At 45.5% G+C, this 15276-nt stretch carries 17 protein-coding genes; 12 read left to right on the top strand and 5 right to left on the bottom strand.

Annotation, left to right across the window (positions count from 1 at the left end; genetic code table 11):
* Positions 1-6: 6 nt before the first annotated feature.
* From secF to yajC, 3 genes are read right to left on the bottom strand one after another with little or no spacing between them, the layout of a single operon-like run.
* Positions 7-978: a protein translocase subunit SecF gene (gene secF / locus SULKU_RS02625; protein WP_013459381.1), complete on the bottom strand. Its 972-nt coding sequence runs from the start codon at positions 976-978 to the stop codon at positions 7-9.
* Complete coding sequence (gene secD / locus SULKU_RS02620) at positions 978-2555, bottom strand: protein translocase subunit SecD (RefSeq protein ID WP_013459380.1); 1578 nt, start codon at positions 2553-2555, stop codon at positions 978-980. The genes secF and secD overlap by 1 nt, the downstream gene beginning before the upstream one ends.
* Positions 2545-2811, bottom strand: coding sequence for a preprotein translocase subunit YajC (gene yajC / locus SULKU_RS02615; protein WP_013459379.1), 267 nt, complete (start codon positions 2809-2811; stop codon positions 2545-2547). Before yajC ends, secD begins: the two co-directional genes overlap by 11 nt.
* Before the next feature lie 69 nt (positions 2812-2880).
* Here yajC and SULKU_RS02610 point away from each other — a divergent pair, with 69 nt between their 5' ends.
* Positions 2881-4098 (top strand): apolipoprotein N-acyltransferase, encoded by a 1218-nt coding sequence (locus tag SULKU_RS02610; protein ID WP_013459378.1) that lies wholly within the window; start codon positions 2881-2883, stop codon positions 4096-4098.
* A 29-nt stretch (positions 4099-4127) separates the two neighbouring features.
* Here SULKU_RS02610 and SULKU_RS02605 read toward each other — a convergent pair whose 3' ends face one another.
* Entirely contained in the window at positions 4128-5585 is a 1458-nt protein-coding gene (locus SULKU_RS02605; protein ID WP_013459377.1) for an acetyl-CoA carboxylase biotin carboxylase subunit, read from the bottom strand.
* A 238-nt stretch (positions 5586-5823) separates the two neighbouring features.
* On the opposite strand from SULKU_RS02605, the gene cysK reads away from it, so the two are divergent.
* The 3 genes from cysK (at position 5824) to SULKU_RS02590 (ending at position 7942) form a co-directional block, all read left to right on the top strand.
* On the top strand, positions 5824-6747 hold the full coding sequence (gene cysK / locus SULKU_RS02600) for a cysteine synthase A (protein WP_013459376.1): 924 nt from the start codon (positions 5824-5826) through the stop codon (positions 6745-6747).
* Complete coding sequence (locus tag SULKU_RS02595; RefSeq protein ID WP_013459375.1) at positions 6748-7317, top strand: aminotransferase class IV; 570 nt, start codon at positions 6748-6750, stop codon at positions 7315-7317.
* 163 nt (positions 7318-7480) lie between these two features.
* Positions 7481-7942, top strand: coding sequence for a hypothetical protein (locus SULKU_RS02590; RefSeq protein ID WP_013459374.1), 462 nt, complete (start codon positions 7481-7483; stop codon positions 7940-7942).
* 110 nt (positions 7943-8052) lie between these two features.
* Here SULKU_RS02590 and SULKU_RS02585 read toward each other — a convergent pair whose 3' ends face one another.
* Positions 8053-8952, bottom strand: coding sequence for a LysR family transcriptional regulator (locus SULKU_RS02585; RefSeq protein ID WP_013459373.1), 900 nt, complete (start codon positions 8950-8952; stop codon positions 8053-8055).
* Between the two features lie 164 nt (positions 8953-9116).
* On the opposite strand from SULKU_RS02585, the gene SULKU_RS02580 reads away from it, so the two are divergent.
* From SULKU_RS02580 to smpB, 8 genes are all read left to right on the top strand, one after another.
* The gene (locus SULKU_RS02580) at positions 9117-11165 is read left to right on the top strand and encodes an ATP-dependent helicase (RefSeq protein WP_013459372.1); all 2049 of its coding nucleotides are present in this window, start codon (positions 9117-9119) and stop codon (positions 11163-11165) included.
* A 6-nt stretch (positions 11166-11171) separates the two neighbouring features.
* Positions 11172-11993, top strand: a complete 822-nt coding sequence (gene truB, locus SULKU_RS02575) for a tRNA pseudouridine(55) synthase TruB (protein WP_013459371.1) — start codon at positions 11172-11174, stop codon at positions 11991-11993.
* Entirely contained in the window at positions 11987-12217 is a 231-nt protein-coding gene (gene csrA / locus SULKU_RS02570) for a carbon storage regulator CsrA (protein WP_013459370.1), read from the top strand. The genes truB and csrA overlap by 7 nt, the downstream gene beginning before the upstream one ends.
* A complete protein-coding gene (locus SULKU_RS02565; RefSeq protein WP_013459369.1) occupies positions 12214-12975 on the top strand; it encodes a 4-(cytidine 5'-diphospho)-2-C-methyl-D-erythritol kinase in 762 nt (253 codons plus the stop codon). Before csrA ends, SULKU_RS02565 begins: the two co-directional genes overlap by 4 nt.
* 270 nt (positions 12976-13245) lie before the next feature.
* Positions 13246-13998 (top strand): CsgG/HfaB family protein, encoded by a 753-nt coding sequence (locus SULKU_RS02560; protein WP_013459368.1) that lies wholly within the window; start codon positions 13246-13248, stop codon positions 13996-13998.
* Positions 13999-14145: 147 nt separating this feature from the next.
* Positions 14146-14433, top strand: a complete 288-nt coding sequence (locus tag SULKU_RS02555; protein ID WP_013459367.1) for a BrnT family toxin — start codon at positions 14146-14148, stop codon at positions 14431-14433.
* Positions 14423-14713, top strand: coding sequence for a hypothetical protein (locus SULKU_RS02550; RefSeq protein ID WP_013459366.1), 291 nt, complete (start codon positions 14423-14425; stop codon positions 14711-14713). The genes SULKU_RS02555 and SULKU_RS02550 overlap by 11 nt, the downstream gene beginning before the upstream one ends.
* Positions 14714-14760: 47 nt before the next feature.
* On the top strand, positions 14761-15213 hold the full coding sequence (smpB, locus tag SULKU_RS02545) for an SsrA-binding protein SmpB (RefSeq protein ID WP_013459365.1): 453 nt from the start codon (positions 14761-14763) through the stop codon (positions 15211-15213).
* The last annotated feature ends 63 nt before the right edge of the window (positions 15214-15276 follow it).

Raw genomic sequence — 15276 nt, 5'->3', positions numbered from 1 at the left:
CAAATGTTAAACAATGCCCTGCTCAAATTGAGCACGCATTTTCTCTTTTTCAGCTTGCATTTTCTGTTTTTCAGCCATCTTTTCACGATAACGCCCGACACTGAATCCCGTCCAAACAACAAGCTGTGCCGCAACGAAAATCGAACTATACGTTCCGATAATAACACCGACCAGCATCGGGAAGCTGAACCCGAGCATAATGTCTCCGCCGAACAAGAACAGGGTCAATACGACGAAAAAGACCGTCAACGATGTCAATGTCGTACGAGACTGGGTACGGGATACCGCTTCATTGACGATCATCACAAAATCGCTGTTTTTAGATTCTTGGATGTGTTCACGGATACGGTCGTAGACAATAATCGTATCATGGATCGAGTACCCTAAAATCATCAACAGCGCCGCAACACTCTCGATATTGAAATCGATCTCAAAATAAGAGACAAATCCAAATGTAATAACGATATCATGCACAATCGCGATGATGGCCGCTAACGCGAAACGCCATTCATACCGAAACGTTACCATCGCCATAATCGCACCCAGCGTCAAAAGAAACGCGGTAAGCCCTTTGACCCGGAGTTCATCTCCTACTTTCGGCCCGACCATATCGACACGGCGGATTTCGAACTCACCCGTCCCTTTGAGAATCTCTCTCGTAACGTCTCCGATATCTTTACTCAATCCGTCCGTCGAAGCCGCTGTTTTGATAACGATTTCTTCAGGGGAACCGAATTCGCTGACCGCAGCGTGTTTAAAGAGTTCATCTTTTTCAAGTGCTTCACGCACTTTATCGATCGGAGCAGGACCTTGATATTTGACCTGAACAACCGTCCCTCCGGTAAAATCGATACCGAAGGAAAACCCTTTGGTCGCGATAAGAGCAATCGCTAAAAAGAAAAGGACAAACGATGCGACAAAAAAGATTTTCCCTTTGCCTAGGAAGTTATAGACTTTATCTTCTTTAAACAATTCCATTATGCATTCACCTTTCTCGTCATTCCAAACCACATTTTGTAGTTTTTCGATTTTTCAATACGATTGGTAAAAAGTTGGAAAATCCCGTAAGTTCCGACAATCGCGGTCAACATAGAGGCTAAAATACCCATACTGAGCGTTACGGCAAACCCTTTAATCGCACCGGTTCCATACACATAGAGGATCGTACAGGCAATAATCTGCGTAATATTAGAATCCAAAATAGCCCGCATCGCCTTGCTGTATCCCTCATGCAATGCCCGCTTAAGCCCTATTCCCAAACGTATCTGTTCACGAACACGTTCATTGATGATAATATTGGCATCAACCGCCAAACCGATATGCAGCACGATACCCGCCATCCCCGGCAATGTCAATGTCGCACCGAGCAGTGCCATCATCGCCAAAATAATAAAGATATTAATTACAACGGCAAGATTGGCGATAATACCGGCCAACCCATAATACATGATCATAAAAATCATGACAAGGACAAATCCGCTCACCAAAGCGAGCAAAGAAGCTTTAATACTGTCGGCTCCCAGACTCGGTCCAACAGAGCGTTTTTCCAACATATAGATCGGAGCCAGCAAGGCTCCCGAACGCAAGGCGATAGCAAGGTCATTTGCTTCGGCAACCGTATAGTTACCGCTGATCTGCCCGCTTCCGCCGCCGATACGTTCATTAATGACCGGAGCCGAATAAACTTTCCCGTCCAATACGATCGCAAGCCGTTTACCGACACTTTTACCGGTAAAATCACCGAAAACTTGCGCACCGGCAGAATTCAACGAAAAGTTAATCACGGGACGGTTGTTTTGGTCGTATCCCACTTGTGCATCGGTGAGCATTGTCCCGTCCAAAATCGGGATTTCATTCACCAAATGTTTCATTTGCGGCTGAAGGGCATCTTCGAGGATTCTATCTCCGTAGCTTGCCGCTTCCGCTTCGCTGAGATCATTCACCCGCATGGAGCGGTCTTCATCCACCGCCATCAGTTCGAGCTTTGCCGCACGGGAGATCAACTCGCGTGCACGCTGCTCTTCTTCAGCGGTTTTGATCCCAGGAAGTTCTACGAGAATTTTATCGATCCCCTGTTTTGCAACGGTCGGTTCAGCCAGTCCGAACTGATCAAGTCGGTTACGGATCGTCTCAATAGCCTGATCCACCGCTTGAAGTTTTAGTTTTTCAACTGCTTCAGGGGTGATTGAAATAGCGTATTTCCCCTCAGAAGCATGAACAACCGTCCCCTCAATCGTTTTGAGATGTTCATCCATAGTCGTCGCATCATCACCATCTAAAAGTTCAAATACAACTTTCCCTTCTCGAACACTGATACCTTCAATCAAAATGTCATTACGCTCGGCGAAATGTTTGACACCCGATGCTATTGATTTGATTTGAGAATTGACCGCTTCTTCGGTTTTAACCCCTAAAAGCATATGCAATCCCCCCTGCAAATCAAGTCCGAGGGTAATTTTTTTCCCTTCGGAGCTTTGAGTAAATGACGGGAGAGAAAAGATCAGACCAAATACAGTGGCGATAATCAGTAAAACAACGCGATAATTAAGCTTCATCCTCGTACTTTCTGGCAACCGCATCTTTGACGAGTCGCGCTTCGGTCTCATTATTCATTTTAATCATGAAGAATTTATCTTCGACTTTTTTGATTTCGACGATAAGTCCGCCGGTAGTGATGATTTTATCCCCTTTTGTGAGAGCTTCGATCATCTCTTTATGCTTTTTAGCCTGTTGGTTTTGAGGACGAATGATCACAAAATACATAATAGCGATCAAAAAGACAAATGGGAGAATTTGGGAAAGAATTTCCATGGATATCCTTGAGTAATGTGAAATTGGGGCATTATACTGAAATGTGGCTAACAACGATATAATTCCCCCATGAAATATCGATCATCCCCCCTTATTGAACTCGTTGTCGCCCCGTTGATCATCGCCCTTTTTTTCTCCGCTTTTATTTATTGGGAATACTTTTCTCTCACTTCGAAAGCACTTAATACCCTCTCAGGGCTGATTGCTTTATATGCCCTTTTGCACGTGCCCAAACGTACCGTCCTCCTCAGCGGATTTTGGATCGGATGGCTATGGTGCTACTGGATCGGATTTAGTTTCCAGTATTACGGTCTTGGGTGGGCGACATGGCTCGTAGCTTTGGGTTTTGGGTTTGTTTATGCCCTCTATTACGGAACGATGGCGCTCACGACCGATGCACTATTGCGCGCCCTTATCTTGTTTGGTCTCACCTTTGTGTGGCCGATGGATTTCAACTGGATGCAGCCCGAACTCATCTTCGTCGAAAGCTATCTCGGATTTTCCAAATGGCAGTTTGCCCTTATCCTTTTTGCCCTCGCTTCAACCGCATACTTTAAAGGATTCAAAAAAGCAATCCCTCTCCTGCTCCTTTTGGGTTCTGTTCAGCTCTCCTATACTCCGCCTCCCGTTCCTGATTTGAAAATCAAACTGGTCTCCACCGATATCTCGCAGGATTTCAAATGGCAAAGCGACCGATTACCCCAAACGATCCAAGACAATTTTTCCGCCATCGATGAGGCGATCGCGCAAGGGTACGATCTTATCGTCCTACCTGAATCGGCATTTCCCCTCTATATGAACGAGCATACCGAAATATCCGAAGCACTCAGTATGCGTTCGCTGCATATCGCTATTCTCACGGGAACCCTGCACAAAGAGAACGGACTGAACTACAATGTCTCCTATCTGTTTAATCAGGGGAACATTACGGTTGCCAAAAAAACGATCCTCGTCCCTTTCGGCGAGTATATACCGCTCCCTAAATTTTTACGCGGATGGGTCAATCGGGAGATTTTCGGAGGGGGAGCCGATTTCGTCACCGCTAGAACCCCGACCGATTTTCAGGTTAAAGGGGTAACGTTTCGCAACGCGGTCTGCTATGAGGCGACTCGTCGTGAGCTCTATACTCCCGATGTCCGCTATATGGTGGCGGTCAGCAACAACGGATGGTTCAAGCCCTCCATCGAACCGACACTGCAAAATCTGTTAATCCGTTTTTACGCACGGCAAAATAAGACGATTGTGTTTCATGCGGTGAACGGCGGGGGAAGCGGGATAGTGTATTAAGAGAGGATCAAGCCAGAGGGCTTGATCTTTTAGTGGCGAACGTTGAGATTGTTTTTGTTGATCGCTTCGATGACGGCAGTGATATGTTGCATTTTCGCCTCTTCGTCATCCATGTTGTGGATCGCATCGAGGTTAAAGTGCTGCAATTTGGTATCAAGGTATCCGGTATCGATTTTACCGTCGATAAAATCTTGGTCACGGACGATTTGTCTATGAAGAGGGATATTCGTCGGAACCCCCTCAATCAAGAACTCATCCAATGCACGAGCCGCTTTGCGCACCGCATCTTCCCATGTCAATGCCGTAACGATCAATTTACCGATCATTGAATCGTAGTTGGAAGGGATTTGATAGTTGGTATACGCCATAGAGTCCAAACGTACCCCCGGACCGCCCGGTGCAAGGTAGTTGGTAATAAGACCCGGCGAAGGGACAAATCCCAACTTAGGATTTTCGGCATTGATACGGAATTCGATCGCGTATCCGCGAAGGTGAATTTCCTCTTGCATGAATTTAAGCTGATCGCCCTCTGCAATTTGGATCATACGTTGAATCAAATCGATTCCCGAAATCGCTTCGGTAACCGGATGTTCCACTTGAACACGGGTATTCATTTCGATGAAATAGATGTTATCGTCTTGGTCAACCAGATACTCGATCGTACCGACACTTTCGTATCCGAGACGGTACATCGCTTTTTTGGAAATACGGTAAAGCTCACGGCGAGTTTCATGGTTCAAGAGCGGTGAAGGGGCAATTTCGATCACTTTTTGGTGACGGCGTTGAATTGAGCAGTCACGATCTCCCAAATGGACGATGTTGCCGTATTTGTCCGCTACGATTTGGATCTCGATATGACGCGGGTTTTTGAGGTATTTTTCGATGAAAACCTCACCGCGGCTGAAGAAACGCAATGCTTCGTTGGTTGCCGACTCGTACATCTCTTTGAAATCTTCGGCTTTTTCAACGATACGCATACCACGTCCGCCGCCGCCGAAAGCTGCTTTGATAATGATCGGAAATCCGATATCGATTGCGATTTTTTCCGCATCCTCGATATTGTCGATCGGCTCGTCAGTACCCGGCAACATCGGAACACCCACTTCTCGCATAGCTACTTTAGAGGCCATTTTATCCCCGAAAAGGGCGATATGTTCCGGTTTCGGTCCGATGAAGATGATTCCGTTATCGATACACGCTTGTGCGAATTCGGCACTTTCCGATAAAAATCCGTATCCAGGATGGATCGCATCACAATCGGCTTTTTTCGCCAAAGAGATAATACGCTCATAATCAAGATACGCGGCAATCGGATCACCCATAATCGGATAACACTCATCAGCTTTACGAACCCAAACACCATTGACGTCTACTTCTGAAAACACAACAACACTTTTAATCCCTAACTCTTTACAAGCCCGAATAATACGAAGTGCGATTTCACCACGGTTCGCGATCAATACTTTGCTGATCTTTTTAGTTTTCACTTATTACCTCATTCTGAACATTTTCAGGTCTCTGCATAAACCAGATTCCCAAAAGACGCCCGATATCTTGATTTAAAAATGAAATTATAGGATAAATCTGCTGTTTTAGCAAAATTTTTTACTCCTTTAACAAATCACGAAACGATTAATGTCCATTTTTTATTCCTGATTGAATTGCTTATGATTATTGGATAATTAAAAATTTGCTATTATAATAATCAAAAAAACAGGGATACATATGAATATCGCATCCAATATCACTGAACTCATCGGCAACACCCCTCTTGTACGCCTGAATGCCCCCTCTGATCAGAACGGGGCTACGATTTTAGGAAAATGCGAATTTATGAACCCGACCAGTTCCGTCAAAGACCGGATCGGGTTTAATATGATCAAAACGGCTATGGAAGCGGGATTGATCAATGCCGATACCCTTATCGTTGAACCCACCAGCGGTAATACCGGCATTGCACTGGCCTCAATCTGTGCCGCATTGGGATTGAAACTCACCCTCACGATGCCCGAGTCTATGTCGATTGAACGGCGCAATCTCCTCAAAGCGCTCGGTGCCAATCTTGTACTCACTCCGGCCGCTCTAGGGATGAAAGGGGCAATTGATGAAGCCGATGCACTGGTCGCCTCCAACCCTAACGCCATCGTATTGCAGCAGTTTGCCAATCCGGCCAATCCGGCCATCCACCGTGTAACTACTGCGCAAGAAATTCTCCGCGATACGGACGGTAAAGTCGATATTTTTGTCGCCGCCGTCGGGACGGGGGGAACCCTTACCGGAACCGGCGAAGCATTGCGTGCAGTACTGCCGAATATCCAAATCATCGCGGTAGAGCCCAAAGATTCGCCTGTCCTCTCAGGGGGGAAACCGGGTCCCCATAAGATTCAGGGAATCGGCGCCGGATTTGTCCCGAATGTTCTGAATACGTCACTCTACAATGAGGTCATAACGGTAAGCAATGAAGACGCGATTGCCGCTTCCAAAGCATTGGCAAAAACCGAAGGGCTTCTTGTGGGAATTTCGGCAGGGGCCAATGTCCACGCAGCCGCTCTGGTAGCCGCACGTCCCGAGAACAAAGGAAAAACCATCGTAACGATTCTGTGCGATACGGCAGAACGTTATCTGAGTACACCTCTGTTTGAATCGTAAATGCTGTTAGAGACCATTCGCTGCGAACATAAAGAGGCGAAGCACCTCCCCTATCACCAAAAGCGGTTGGAACTAGCGTGCCAAGCGCTCGGAATCACGAAACGGTATGATTTAAAGGCATTAATAACACCTCCCGATGAGAAACTCTACCGATGCCGTTTTTTGTATGATCAGCAGGGGTATTCCATCGAGTTTCACCCCTATTTTCCGAAGAAAATATCCTCGCTCAAACTCATCACCTGCGACAGCCTTGAGTATCCCCTCAAATACGCCGACCGCGAAGTTCTCAACGCCCTCTTTGAATTACGCGCAGAGTGTGACGATGTCCTTATCATCAAAAACGGCTGCCTGAGCGATACGACGATCGCCAATATCGCATTGCAAATCGATGGGGTTTGGTTAACTCCCGATAAGCCTTTACTCAGAGGAACAACACGAGCCAGATTGATTGATGAGGGTTTTCTGACACCGGCACCGCTCAGACCCTCTGATATTGCAAAGGCGACTAAAATAGCCCTTATGAATGCCATGGTAGGATTCATTGAAGTCGAAAATGGTATAATCCCTTAAATTAAACACCAATCGGAGCAATACCCTATTAAAGGGCACGTGAGCCCCGCTTGGTTACGCTTGCCGCTATGGCAAAAAAGAAGGGAACCGCTTGGCATCGCCAATGTTTCTTTGAAAAGCTTGCCTCTTTTGAGGCAGAATTTTAAATAGTAGGTCTACACTCATGTTATTCGACATTATTAAAAGCTCCTCATTTGCACGATTGATGGAAAATCATATCCGTGAAATGCTTATTTATCTTTTTGAGAATGACCAGAATTTCGGTATTTTATGCAAGATCGAACACGTTACGTTCGATCCCCCTCTCCCGAAACATCTCAATGACGAATTTCGATCTATGACCCTCTTCTTTTTAGCCGGATACACCTTCGAAAGCGCCCGTATCGAAAACGATACACTTATCTTCGAAGCGGGATTCGGTCAAGAGAATATCGGCAGTTTTGTCTCCGTACCGCTCCTCTCCATTGTCCAAATCATCGTGGATGACACACCGGCATTTGTCAATCTGGCACTCCCGCAAGAGCAGCATCCCATTGTTAATATCGAAAAGCACGAAGGGGTTCAGAACTCAATGAGCGCCCTGCTCTCGAACCCTGAAAATCAGAAGTTTTTGAAGAAAAAATAGTCTTAAAAGTGTAATAATTGAAGATAGTGAAGTGCGGTTTACTGCACGTGGGCTTCCCGCCGAGGGAAACGTAGAGTTATCGTAGCTATAGGGGCTTAGCTCCTATAGCGTTACAGTTTTAATCCCAGCAGATATGTGACGACGTTGTCGATAAAGGCGTCGTGCTTACGCTCTTTGCTGTAGACGATGTAAAACTTGCGTTTGATTTTGTAGTTTTTGATCCGCGCCTCAAACAGTTTACCCTCTTCCACCTCATCACTGATAACATGACGCGAAATGACCGATACGACCGGACGCGCCGCATCTTTCGGCGAGCGCATCAATGTCTCTTTGATCGCCGTTGAGCTGGCAACCACACCGATTACGCTGAAACTTGAACACTCGACTCCGATCTCTTCGAAGACTTCGGAGGTCAATTTGCGGGTGTGTGAGTTCTCATCACGGCAGATCCAGTCAAATTTATACATATCTTCTTTGCGAAGCTGTTTCGGGATCGGCTGGTTCGAGAAAATAACCAATTCGTCTTCTTCCCATTCGCGGTAGATCAACCCGTCTTTAAATACCGGCGATTCGATGAGTGCGATATCGATCTTTTTATCCAAAAGCTGATCGATAATCTCCTCCGAAAATGCAACACGGATATGAACTTCGTTATTGATCTTGTCTTTAAGCTGCCCGATATAGGAAGGGAGGACATAGTTACCGATCGCATACGATGCGCCGACAATAAAGGTGAACTCTTTGTTAATGATCTTTAAGACCTCTTTTTCGGAAACCTGAATCGCTTTTTCCAGTTTTGTTGCGATGCGGTAAAGGTCTTCCCCCTCTTTGGTCAGTTTAATCCCGTTCTTTTTGCGTTCGACCACACGGGTATCGAGGTAATCTTCGATAAATTTGATTTGCTGCGTTACCGCAGGCTGAGAGATGCCGAGTTTTGCCGAAGCTTTCGAAAAACTTTTTTCCCGCACTACCGTCAGAAACGTCATTAGTTTGGCAAAATCTTTTAACATAATAATTCCTATAAGCTGAATGAATAGCAGTATTATAACCCGTTATTATAACCAATGCAAGAGCGAAGACTCAAATTCTTACCACATTTTGTCAACGGAATTTTAATAACAGAAAACTTGGGCTATAATAAATGAACTATAAACACGAGTAAGGCAAAAACGGTATGGATGAAATTCTCTCAAACCTCAATGAAGCACAGCGCAGTGCGGTCGAACGGATCGACGGACCTTTGCTCATTTTGGCGGGAGCGGGGAGCGGAAAAACCAAAACCATTACGACCCGTCTGGCCTATCTGCTTGATCAGGTGGGCATTCCCGCCGGAAATACCCTTACCCTGACGTTTACCAATAAAGCGGCCAAAGAGATGCGGGAACGGGCGATGGGATTGATAACCCAAAACTCTTACCCTCCGCTGCTGTGTACCTTTCATAAATTCGGTCTGCTGTTTTTAAAATTTCATATTCATCTCCTCGGACGCGCCAATAATTTTGTCGTGATCGACACCGACGACAAAAAAAAGATCATCAAAAAGATCAACGCCGACCTTCCGACCGCATTGATCGCATCTGAAATTTCCCGCTATAAAAATTCCCTGATCGATCCGGAAGAGGCGTATGCGCAAGCCGAGCTGACTAACTACAAACATATTGCCAAAATCTACGAAGAGTACGAAGCGTATTTACTAAAAAACAATCTCGTTGATTTTGACGATCTGCTCTGCCTTACCTATAAACTGCTCGATGAGAATCCCGATCTTTGTGCTCAGACCTCCGAGAAATACCGCTATATCATGATCGATGAGTATCAAGATACGAATGAGTTGCAGTTGCGTCTGCTTCAAAAACTCTGCACGACCCATAACAACCTCTGTGTCGTCGGGGATGACGATCAGAGCATTTACGGATGGCGGGGTGCGCATGTGCGCAATATCCTCGAATTCGATCAGGATTTTGCCGATGCGATGGTCGTCAAGCTGGAGCATAACTACCGCTCGACCCAGCCGATCCTCACCGTAGCCAATGCCCTGATCGAACACAACCGTTCCCGCCTGGGCAAAACGTTGATCGCTACCAAAACGGGAGGAGACGAAGTTCAGACCATCACCTCCAATGACGAAAGCGAAGAGTCCCAAAAAATCGCAAAAGCGATCAAGGAACTTATTTCCAAAGGGGTACGTCCGAATGAAATCGCCGTGCTGTACCGGATCAATGCACTCAGCCGCTCACTCGAAGAGGGGCTTAACCGTACCGGAGTCGCCTATAAACTTGTCGGCGGTCTGCGCTTTTATGACCGTGCCGAGATCAAAGACCTTATCAGCTATCTACGGGTTATCACCAATGTCCATGACAACTTCTCATTAAAGCGAATCATCAACAAACCCAAACGGGGACTGGGGAAAGCGACGATCGATAAAATCGAGCTCTCGTCCATCGAGGCGGGCAAATCGATGTTCGAATTTATCTCTACCCTCAGTGACAGTGACCTTGAAGGGCTGGTTCGGAAAAAGAGTGCCGGAGAGCTGAGAGATTTCGTTGCCGAGATACTGGAACTTCGCCGCGTTTCCGAAGAAGCCATTTACCGATTTATCGATTTGCTCGAAGAGCGCTTCAAGATCAAAGAGACCCTAAAAGGACTTCCCGACGAAGCCGAAAAAATCGCCAATGTCGATGAGTTCTACGGGCTATTCCGTGATTATGTCAAACAAAATCCTGAGGCTTCGTTGGCTGAATTTCTCAATGACATCACCTTGCAAAGCGAACAAGATCAGGTCGAGGGGGAGAGCATCTACATTATGAGTATTCATGCCTCCAAAGGGCTCGAATTTGAACATCTCTTCGTTATCGGCCTCGAAGAGGGATTTCTTCCCCTTATCGGGGATGGAAGCGATCTCGAAGAGGAACGCCGACTGGGATACGTCGCTATCACTCGAGCCAAAAGCAATCTCACCCTCTCCAACGTCAACAGCCGCTTCTACAAAGGGCGCCGTACCGATTTGCAAAAAAGCCGCTTTATCAATGAAGCGGGGCTGTGCGAAGGATCTTTGATCCTGGAGAAAAATACCTCCTATAAAAAAGGGGATTTGGTTCGCCATAAAATCTTCGGTGCCGGACGGGTCGAGGGGGTCAGCAAAGCGGGACGCGAATTTAAACTCAGTATCAATTTCGGCGGCAACAAACGGGACATTCTCGCCTCATTCGTCGAAAAGCTCTAAACACTCATGAATCGTCTCTTCGTTGCCTACAAACCCTCCGGTATTAGTTCCAACCAGCTGCTCGGCAGACTAAAACGCAAATACGGCGTTAAAAAAGCGGGCTATTCCGGCACTCTCGATCCGTTTGCCAAAGGGGTCTTGATCATCGCATTCGGAAACCACGGACGTCTGTTTCGTTTTTTAAACAAAACCCCGAAACGCTACCGGGCCACTCTTTGGCTGGGAGCCTACTCCCCGACCCTCGATATCGAAAAAATTGAAACCATAGATGAAATCCAACCTGTCAGTGTAGAACAAATCGAGGCTATTTTTGCTTCTCTTGTCGGAGAGCTCACCTATCTGCCCCCTAAATACAGTGCCAAGCGGATTGAGGGGCGCAGAGCCTACGAATTGGCCCGTGAGGGGAAAGAGGTTGATTTACGCGCCATCACTTCGACGATCTATGACCTTACCTTCAAACACTATTGCCACCCCTTTGTCACCTTTGAAGCGACCGTATCGGAAGGGAGCTATATCCGCTCACTCGGTGAAATTATTGCCGAACATCTTGGATGCAACGGTGCGCTCACTGCGTTGGAACGCCTTAATGAGGGGCAATTCATTTTCGAAAATGAAAAAGAGCTCGATATTAAATCTTCCCTTGCGCTAACCAAAAACCGCTATAATGGCACATTGCAAACGATGCTTTTAGGACAGCCCCTTCTTCGTGAAGATTTCGAGATTCAAGAAGAGGGAACCTACTGGATCGACAACGGCGACACTATCTCGATACTGGAGATCACCCCCGAGGGTGTCCGTTATATTCTCAATAAGGTTGAAGCATGCTGATTCTCTCCCGCAGAGCCGAAGAATCTATCATTATCGCCGATACAATTACCGTCAAAGTGGTCTCCATCGAAAAAGGGGTCGTCAAACTCGGTATTGACGCACCTCACAACATTCGGGTACTGCGAAGCGAATTGGTTCGTGCCGTAGAAGATTCCAATAAAGAAGCTTCCTCTCATCAGGATGAATCGCTCCTTCAGCAGCTTGCACAAAAATTACGATTATGATCCGTTACCGTGCCTACGCCAAAGTCAATATTTTCCTTAAAATTACCGGGATGCGGGGAGAGTATCATACGCTGAGTTCCCGGTTTATGCGGGTAAAAGACCTCTTTGATACCCTCTGGTTTGAAGAAAAAGCTACTCCCGAGTTTGAAATACGGGGAAGCTTTGACTGTGAAGTCCATGCCAATACCATCTATAAAGCGTATAAACATCTTCTCGCCGTTACCCGCTCGGATAAACTCTCCTCCTTTTTTGAGAGCCATGCCGTATGCGTCGACAAAAAAATCCCCTCTTTCGCCGGCCTTGGGGGAGGCAGTTCCGATGCCGCAACTTTTTTAACGATGTGCAACGAGGAGCTGGAGCTCGGGCTGAGTCTCAACGAACTTGCTGAAATCGCTTCCCATATCGGTGCCGATGTCCCCTTTTTCGTTTACGGCTATGAGTCTGCCAATGTCAGCGGTATCGGAGAGGTTGTTGAGCGCTTTGATGAACCGTTGATTGATTTCGAAGTGGTTACACCCGACATACAGATCAGCACCCCCTCTGTCTACCGCTACTATCGCGAGCATCTTTACGCGCCGATAAGCGCTGAAGAAGCCGCTAGGTTAGAATCGACCCCGTCACGTGATATTCTCGCTTTCATGAGTCCCAAAGAGGCCAATGACCTTTATCCCTCCGCTCTTGCGTGCTACAGCGAACTTTCCGAAAAAGAGGGTTGGTTTTTCTCCGGCAGCGGAAGCAGTTTTTTTAGAATCAAATAGCTTCAATCAAAATCAATATGTGTTTCACTTTGTCTCTTCAAAACAGATATAAAAGAACTCACTATCAAAACCACAGCTTATTCATTCTGATATTTGCCGTTCGTGGTGAGCCTGTCGAACCATGAACTTTTTTGCTCTTCGACAAGCTCAGGGCGAACGAATGCACAATATAGTGTAAAATGAATAAGCCGTGCTATCAAAACAAATGAATTTGCTTCTAATTAGATTATTAACTATAATTAGTAGAATAATTTCAGGAGGTTAAATTTAATGAATAAAATCACAATAGGTGTTATAATTCTTGCCATGTGCGCAACACTGGCTACAGCAGATGAAAACACAAAAGTTCAAGAGATCGCTGTGCCAGTCAATAAGTGTGAAGCACCTACCCTTTCTATAGCAATCAACGATATCGAATGCAAAGCGCAGTCCTGTCAAGACACTGGTGTCCCAAGTGGCGGTTTCGCCGCTTTAGCTGCATTGGCAAGTGGTCAGGGAAATGTTAAAGGAATAGGAACAGGCGTAAAAAGCATGTTGACAAATGCTATTAAAGAGAGCAAATGTTTCAAAATTGTCGATTTGGAACAATTTGAGAAAATGAAAAAAATGTTAGCAGCTACAGGTCAAGAGGTCAAACCTCCTAAAATTGACTTAATTATTAGTGGTACCATTTCATCGGTTGATGTCAGTAAAGAGGGTGGAGCAATTGCTGGTGGAGTTATTCCTATCGTAGGGCTTTTCAGTAAAAACACCTCTAAAGCCAGTATTGGTGTCGAATTTTTCACTATGAACCCGTCAACTTTGGAAATGGGTGACTCAAAAAGCTTCAAAGCAGATAGCGAAAAAAGTTCATGGGGATTTGGAGGTTTCGGTGGAGCTGCTGGCGGAGGATGGAGCGTTACTAAAAATGTAGCTCTTGATAATGTTATTCGCGATGTTGTATTCAGTGCAACAAACTACATCACAGAATCTTACGCTAAAGATAAAATCGTAGAAAGACCTAAACTGGTCGCAGCTCAATAATATTGGCCTCTCTGCATAAATGAACTAGAGCATCTCTTCGCTCTAGTAATATCCAAAAAACAACTATTAAAAGAAACCAATATCTATATTTGTATTGACAATACATCTACAACTTGTTACAATCGGATATAAAATGAAAGGATAGTCATGTCCAAAATTATTCGTTGGAATGAAGAGAAAAACCAACTCCTCCAACTCCAACGAAATATCAGTTTTGAACAGGTATTGGAGAAGATCGAGAAAGATGAGATCATCGAACGATATATCCATCCTAATACGGAAAAGTATCCTAACCAACAGATTTTCGTCATCGAAATTGATGAATATATCTGGTATGTCCCTTTTGTCGAAACAGAAGAGGAAATATTTTTAAAATCGATTATTCCCAGCCGAAAACTGAATGCTGCTTACGGAGGCACAAAAAATGAAAAATGAACCGATCTACCTCGACCAAGAGGAAAATGAGCTTCTAAACGAAATAGAAAACGGAGAGTGGGTCAGCAATCCCCTCTCGCCGCAAGAGCGCCAAGCGTATCAAAACAATGCGAAATACACCAAATCTTTGCAGGAAAAACGACAAACTACTATCCGCTTCTCCGTCAGCGATTTAGCGGTTATTAAAGCCAAGTCCAAAGAGATGGGGATCGGATATCAAAACCTAATCCAAGCCTTAGTCCATAATTACGCAGTAGGTAAAATCAAACTCGAAGCCTAAAAGGTTATCTACGTTATCATTCGATAATTATTTTCAAGGATATATGCGTGGGCGAAAATATAGCCACTAATAAAAAAGCTTTTTTTGACTACTACATCGAAGAGAAATTCGAAGCGGGTCTCGTTCTCAAAGGCTCTGAAGTCAAATCGCTCCGCGCCGGACGGGTCAATCTCAAAGACGGCTTTATCAAAATCGTACGGGGCGAAGCGTTCGTATTCGGCGTTCATATCGGAGTCCTCGATACGACACACCGATTTTATGCCCACGAAGAGCGGGGAAGCCGCAAATTGCTCCTCCATAAAAAACAGATCGACAAGATGTTCAAAGCGGTCGAGAAAGAGGGATTTACCCTTGTGCCGCTCAGCATCTATTTCAATGACCGAAATATCGCCAAAATGCAGGTTGCGATCGTCAAAGGAAAAAAGCTCTATGACAAACGTGACGACCTGAAAGAGAAAAGTATTAAACGGGATATTGAACGGGCATTAAAAGGGGAATGAGCTTTAGCTTGTTTCGTCTTATTTAAAATAAAAAAGTTTTTTGGAAAGTTCAGAAGAGTTTGC

Source organism: Sulfuricurvum kujiense DSM 16994, from assembly GCF_000183725.1.
Classification (GTDB): domain Bacteria; phylum Campylobacterota; class Campylobacteria; order Campylobacterales; family Sulfurimonadaceae; genus Sulfuricurvum; species Sulfuricurvum kujiense.
This window is presented reverse-complemented; position numbering and strand designations above follow the sequence as displayed.

Excerpts from the sequence above, each read along its gene's own strand:
- SULKU_RS02595 (WP_013459375.1), top strand. The coding sequence starts at position 6,748 with ATGCTGTTAGAGACCATTCGCTGCGAACATAAAGAGGCGAAGCACCTC.
- SULKU_RS02610 (WP_013459378.1), top strand. The coding sequence starts at position 2,881 with ATGAAATATCGATCATCCCCCCTTATTGAACTCGTTGTCGCCCCGTTG.
- SULKU_RS02555 (WP_013459367.1), top strand. The coding sequence starts at position 14,146 with ATGTCCAAAATTATTCGTTGGAATGAAGAGAAAAACCAACTCCTCCAA.
- yajC (WP_013459379.1), bottom strand. The coding sequence starts at position 2,811 with ATGGAAATTCTTTCCCAAATTCTCCCATTTGTCTTTTTGATCGCTATT.
- SULKU_RS02590 (WP_013459374.1), top strand. The coding sequence starts at position 7,481 with ATGTTATTCGACATTATTAAAAGCTCCTCATTTGCACGATTGATGGAA.
- csrA (WP_013459370.1), top strand. The coding sequence starts at position 11,987 with ATGCTGATTCTCTCCCGCAGAGCCGAAGAATCTATCATTATCGCCGAT.
- secD (WP_013459380.1), bottom strand. The coding sequence starts at position 2,555 with ATGAAGCTTAATTATCGCGTTGTTTTACTGATTATCGCCACTGTATTT.
- truB (WP_013459371.1), top strand. The coding sequence starts at position 11,172 with ATGAATCGTCTCTTCGTTGCCTACAAACCCTCCGGTATTAGTTCCAAC.
- secF (WP_013459381.1), bottom strand. The coding sequence starts at position 978 with ATGGAATTGTTTAAAGAAGATAAAGTCTATAACTTCCTAGGCAAAGGG.
- SULKU_RS02550 (WP_013459366.1), top strand. The coding sequence starts at position 14,423 with ATGAAAAATGAACCGATCTACCTCGACCAAGAGGAAAATGAGCTTCTA.
- cysK (WP_013459376.1), top strand. The coding sequence starts at position 5,824 with ATGAATATCGCATCCAATATCACTGAACTCATCGGCAACACCCCTCTT.
- SULKU_RS02580 (WP_013459372.1), top strand. The coding sequence starts at position 9,117 with ATGGATGAAATTCTCTCAAACCTCAATGAAGCACAGCGCAGTGCGGTC.
- SULKU_RS02565 (WP_013459369.1), top strand. The coding sequence starts at position 12,214 with ATGATCCGTTACCGTGCCTACGCCAAAGTCAATATTTTCCTTAAAATT.
- SULKU_RS02560 (WP_013459368.1), top strand. The coding sequence starts at position 13,246 with ATGAATAAAATCACAATAGGTGTTATAATTCTTGCCATGTGCGCAACA.
- SULKU_RS02585 (WP_013459373.1), bottom strand. The coding sequence starts at position 8,952 with ATGTTAAAAGATTTTGCCAAACTAATGACGTTTCTGACGGTAGTGCGG.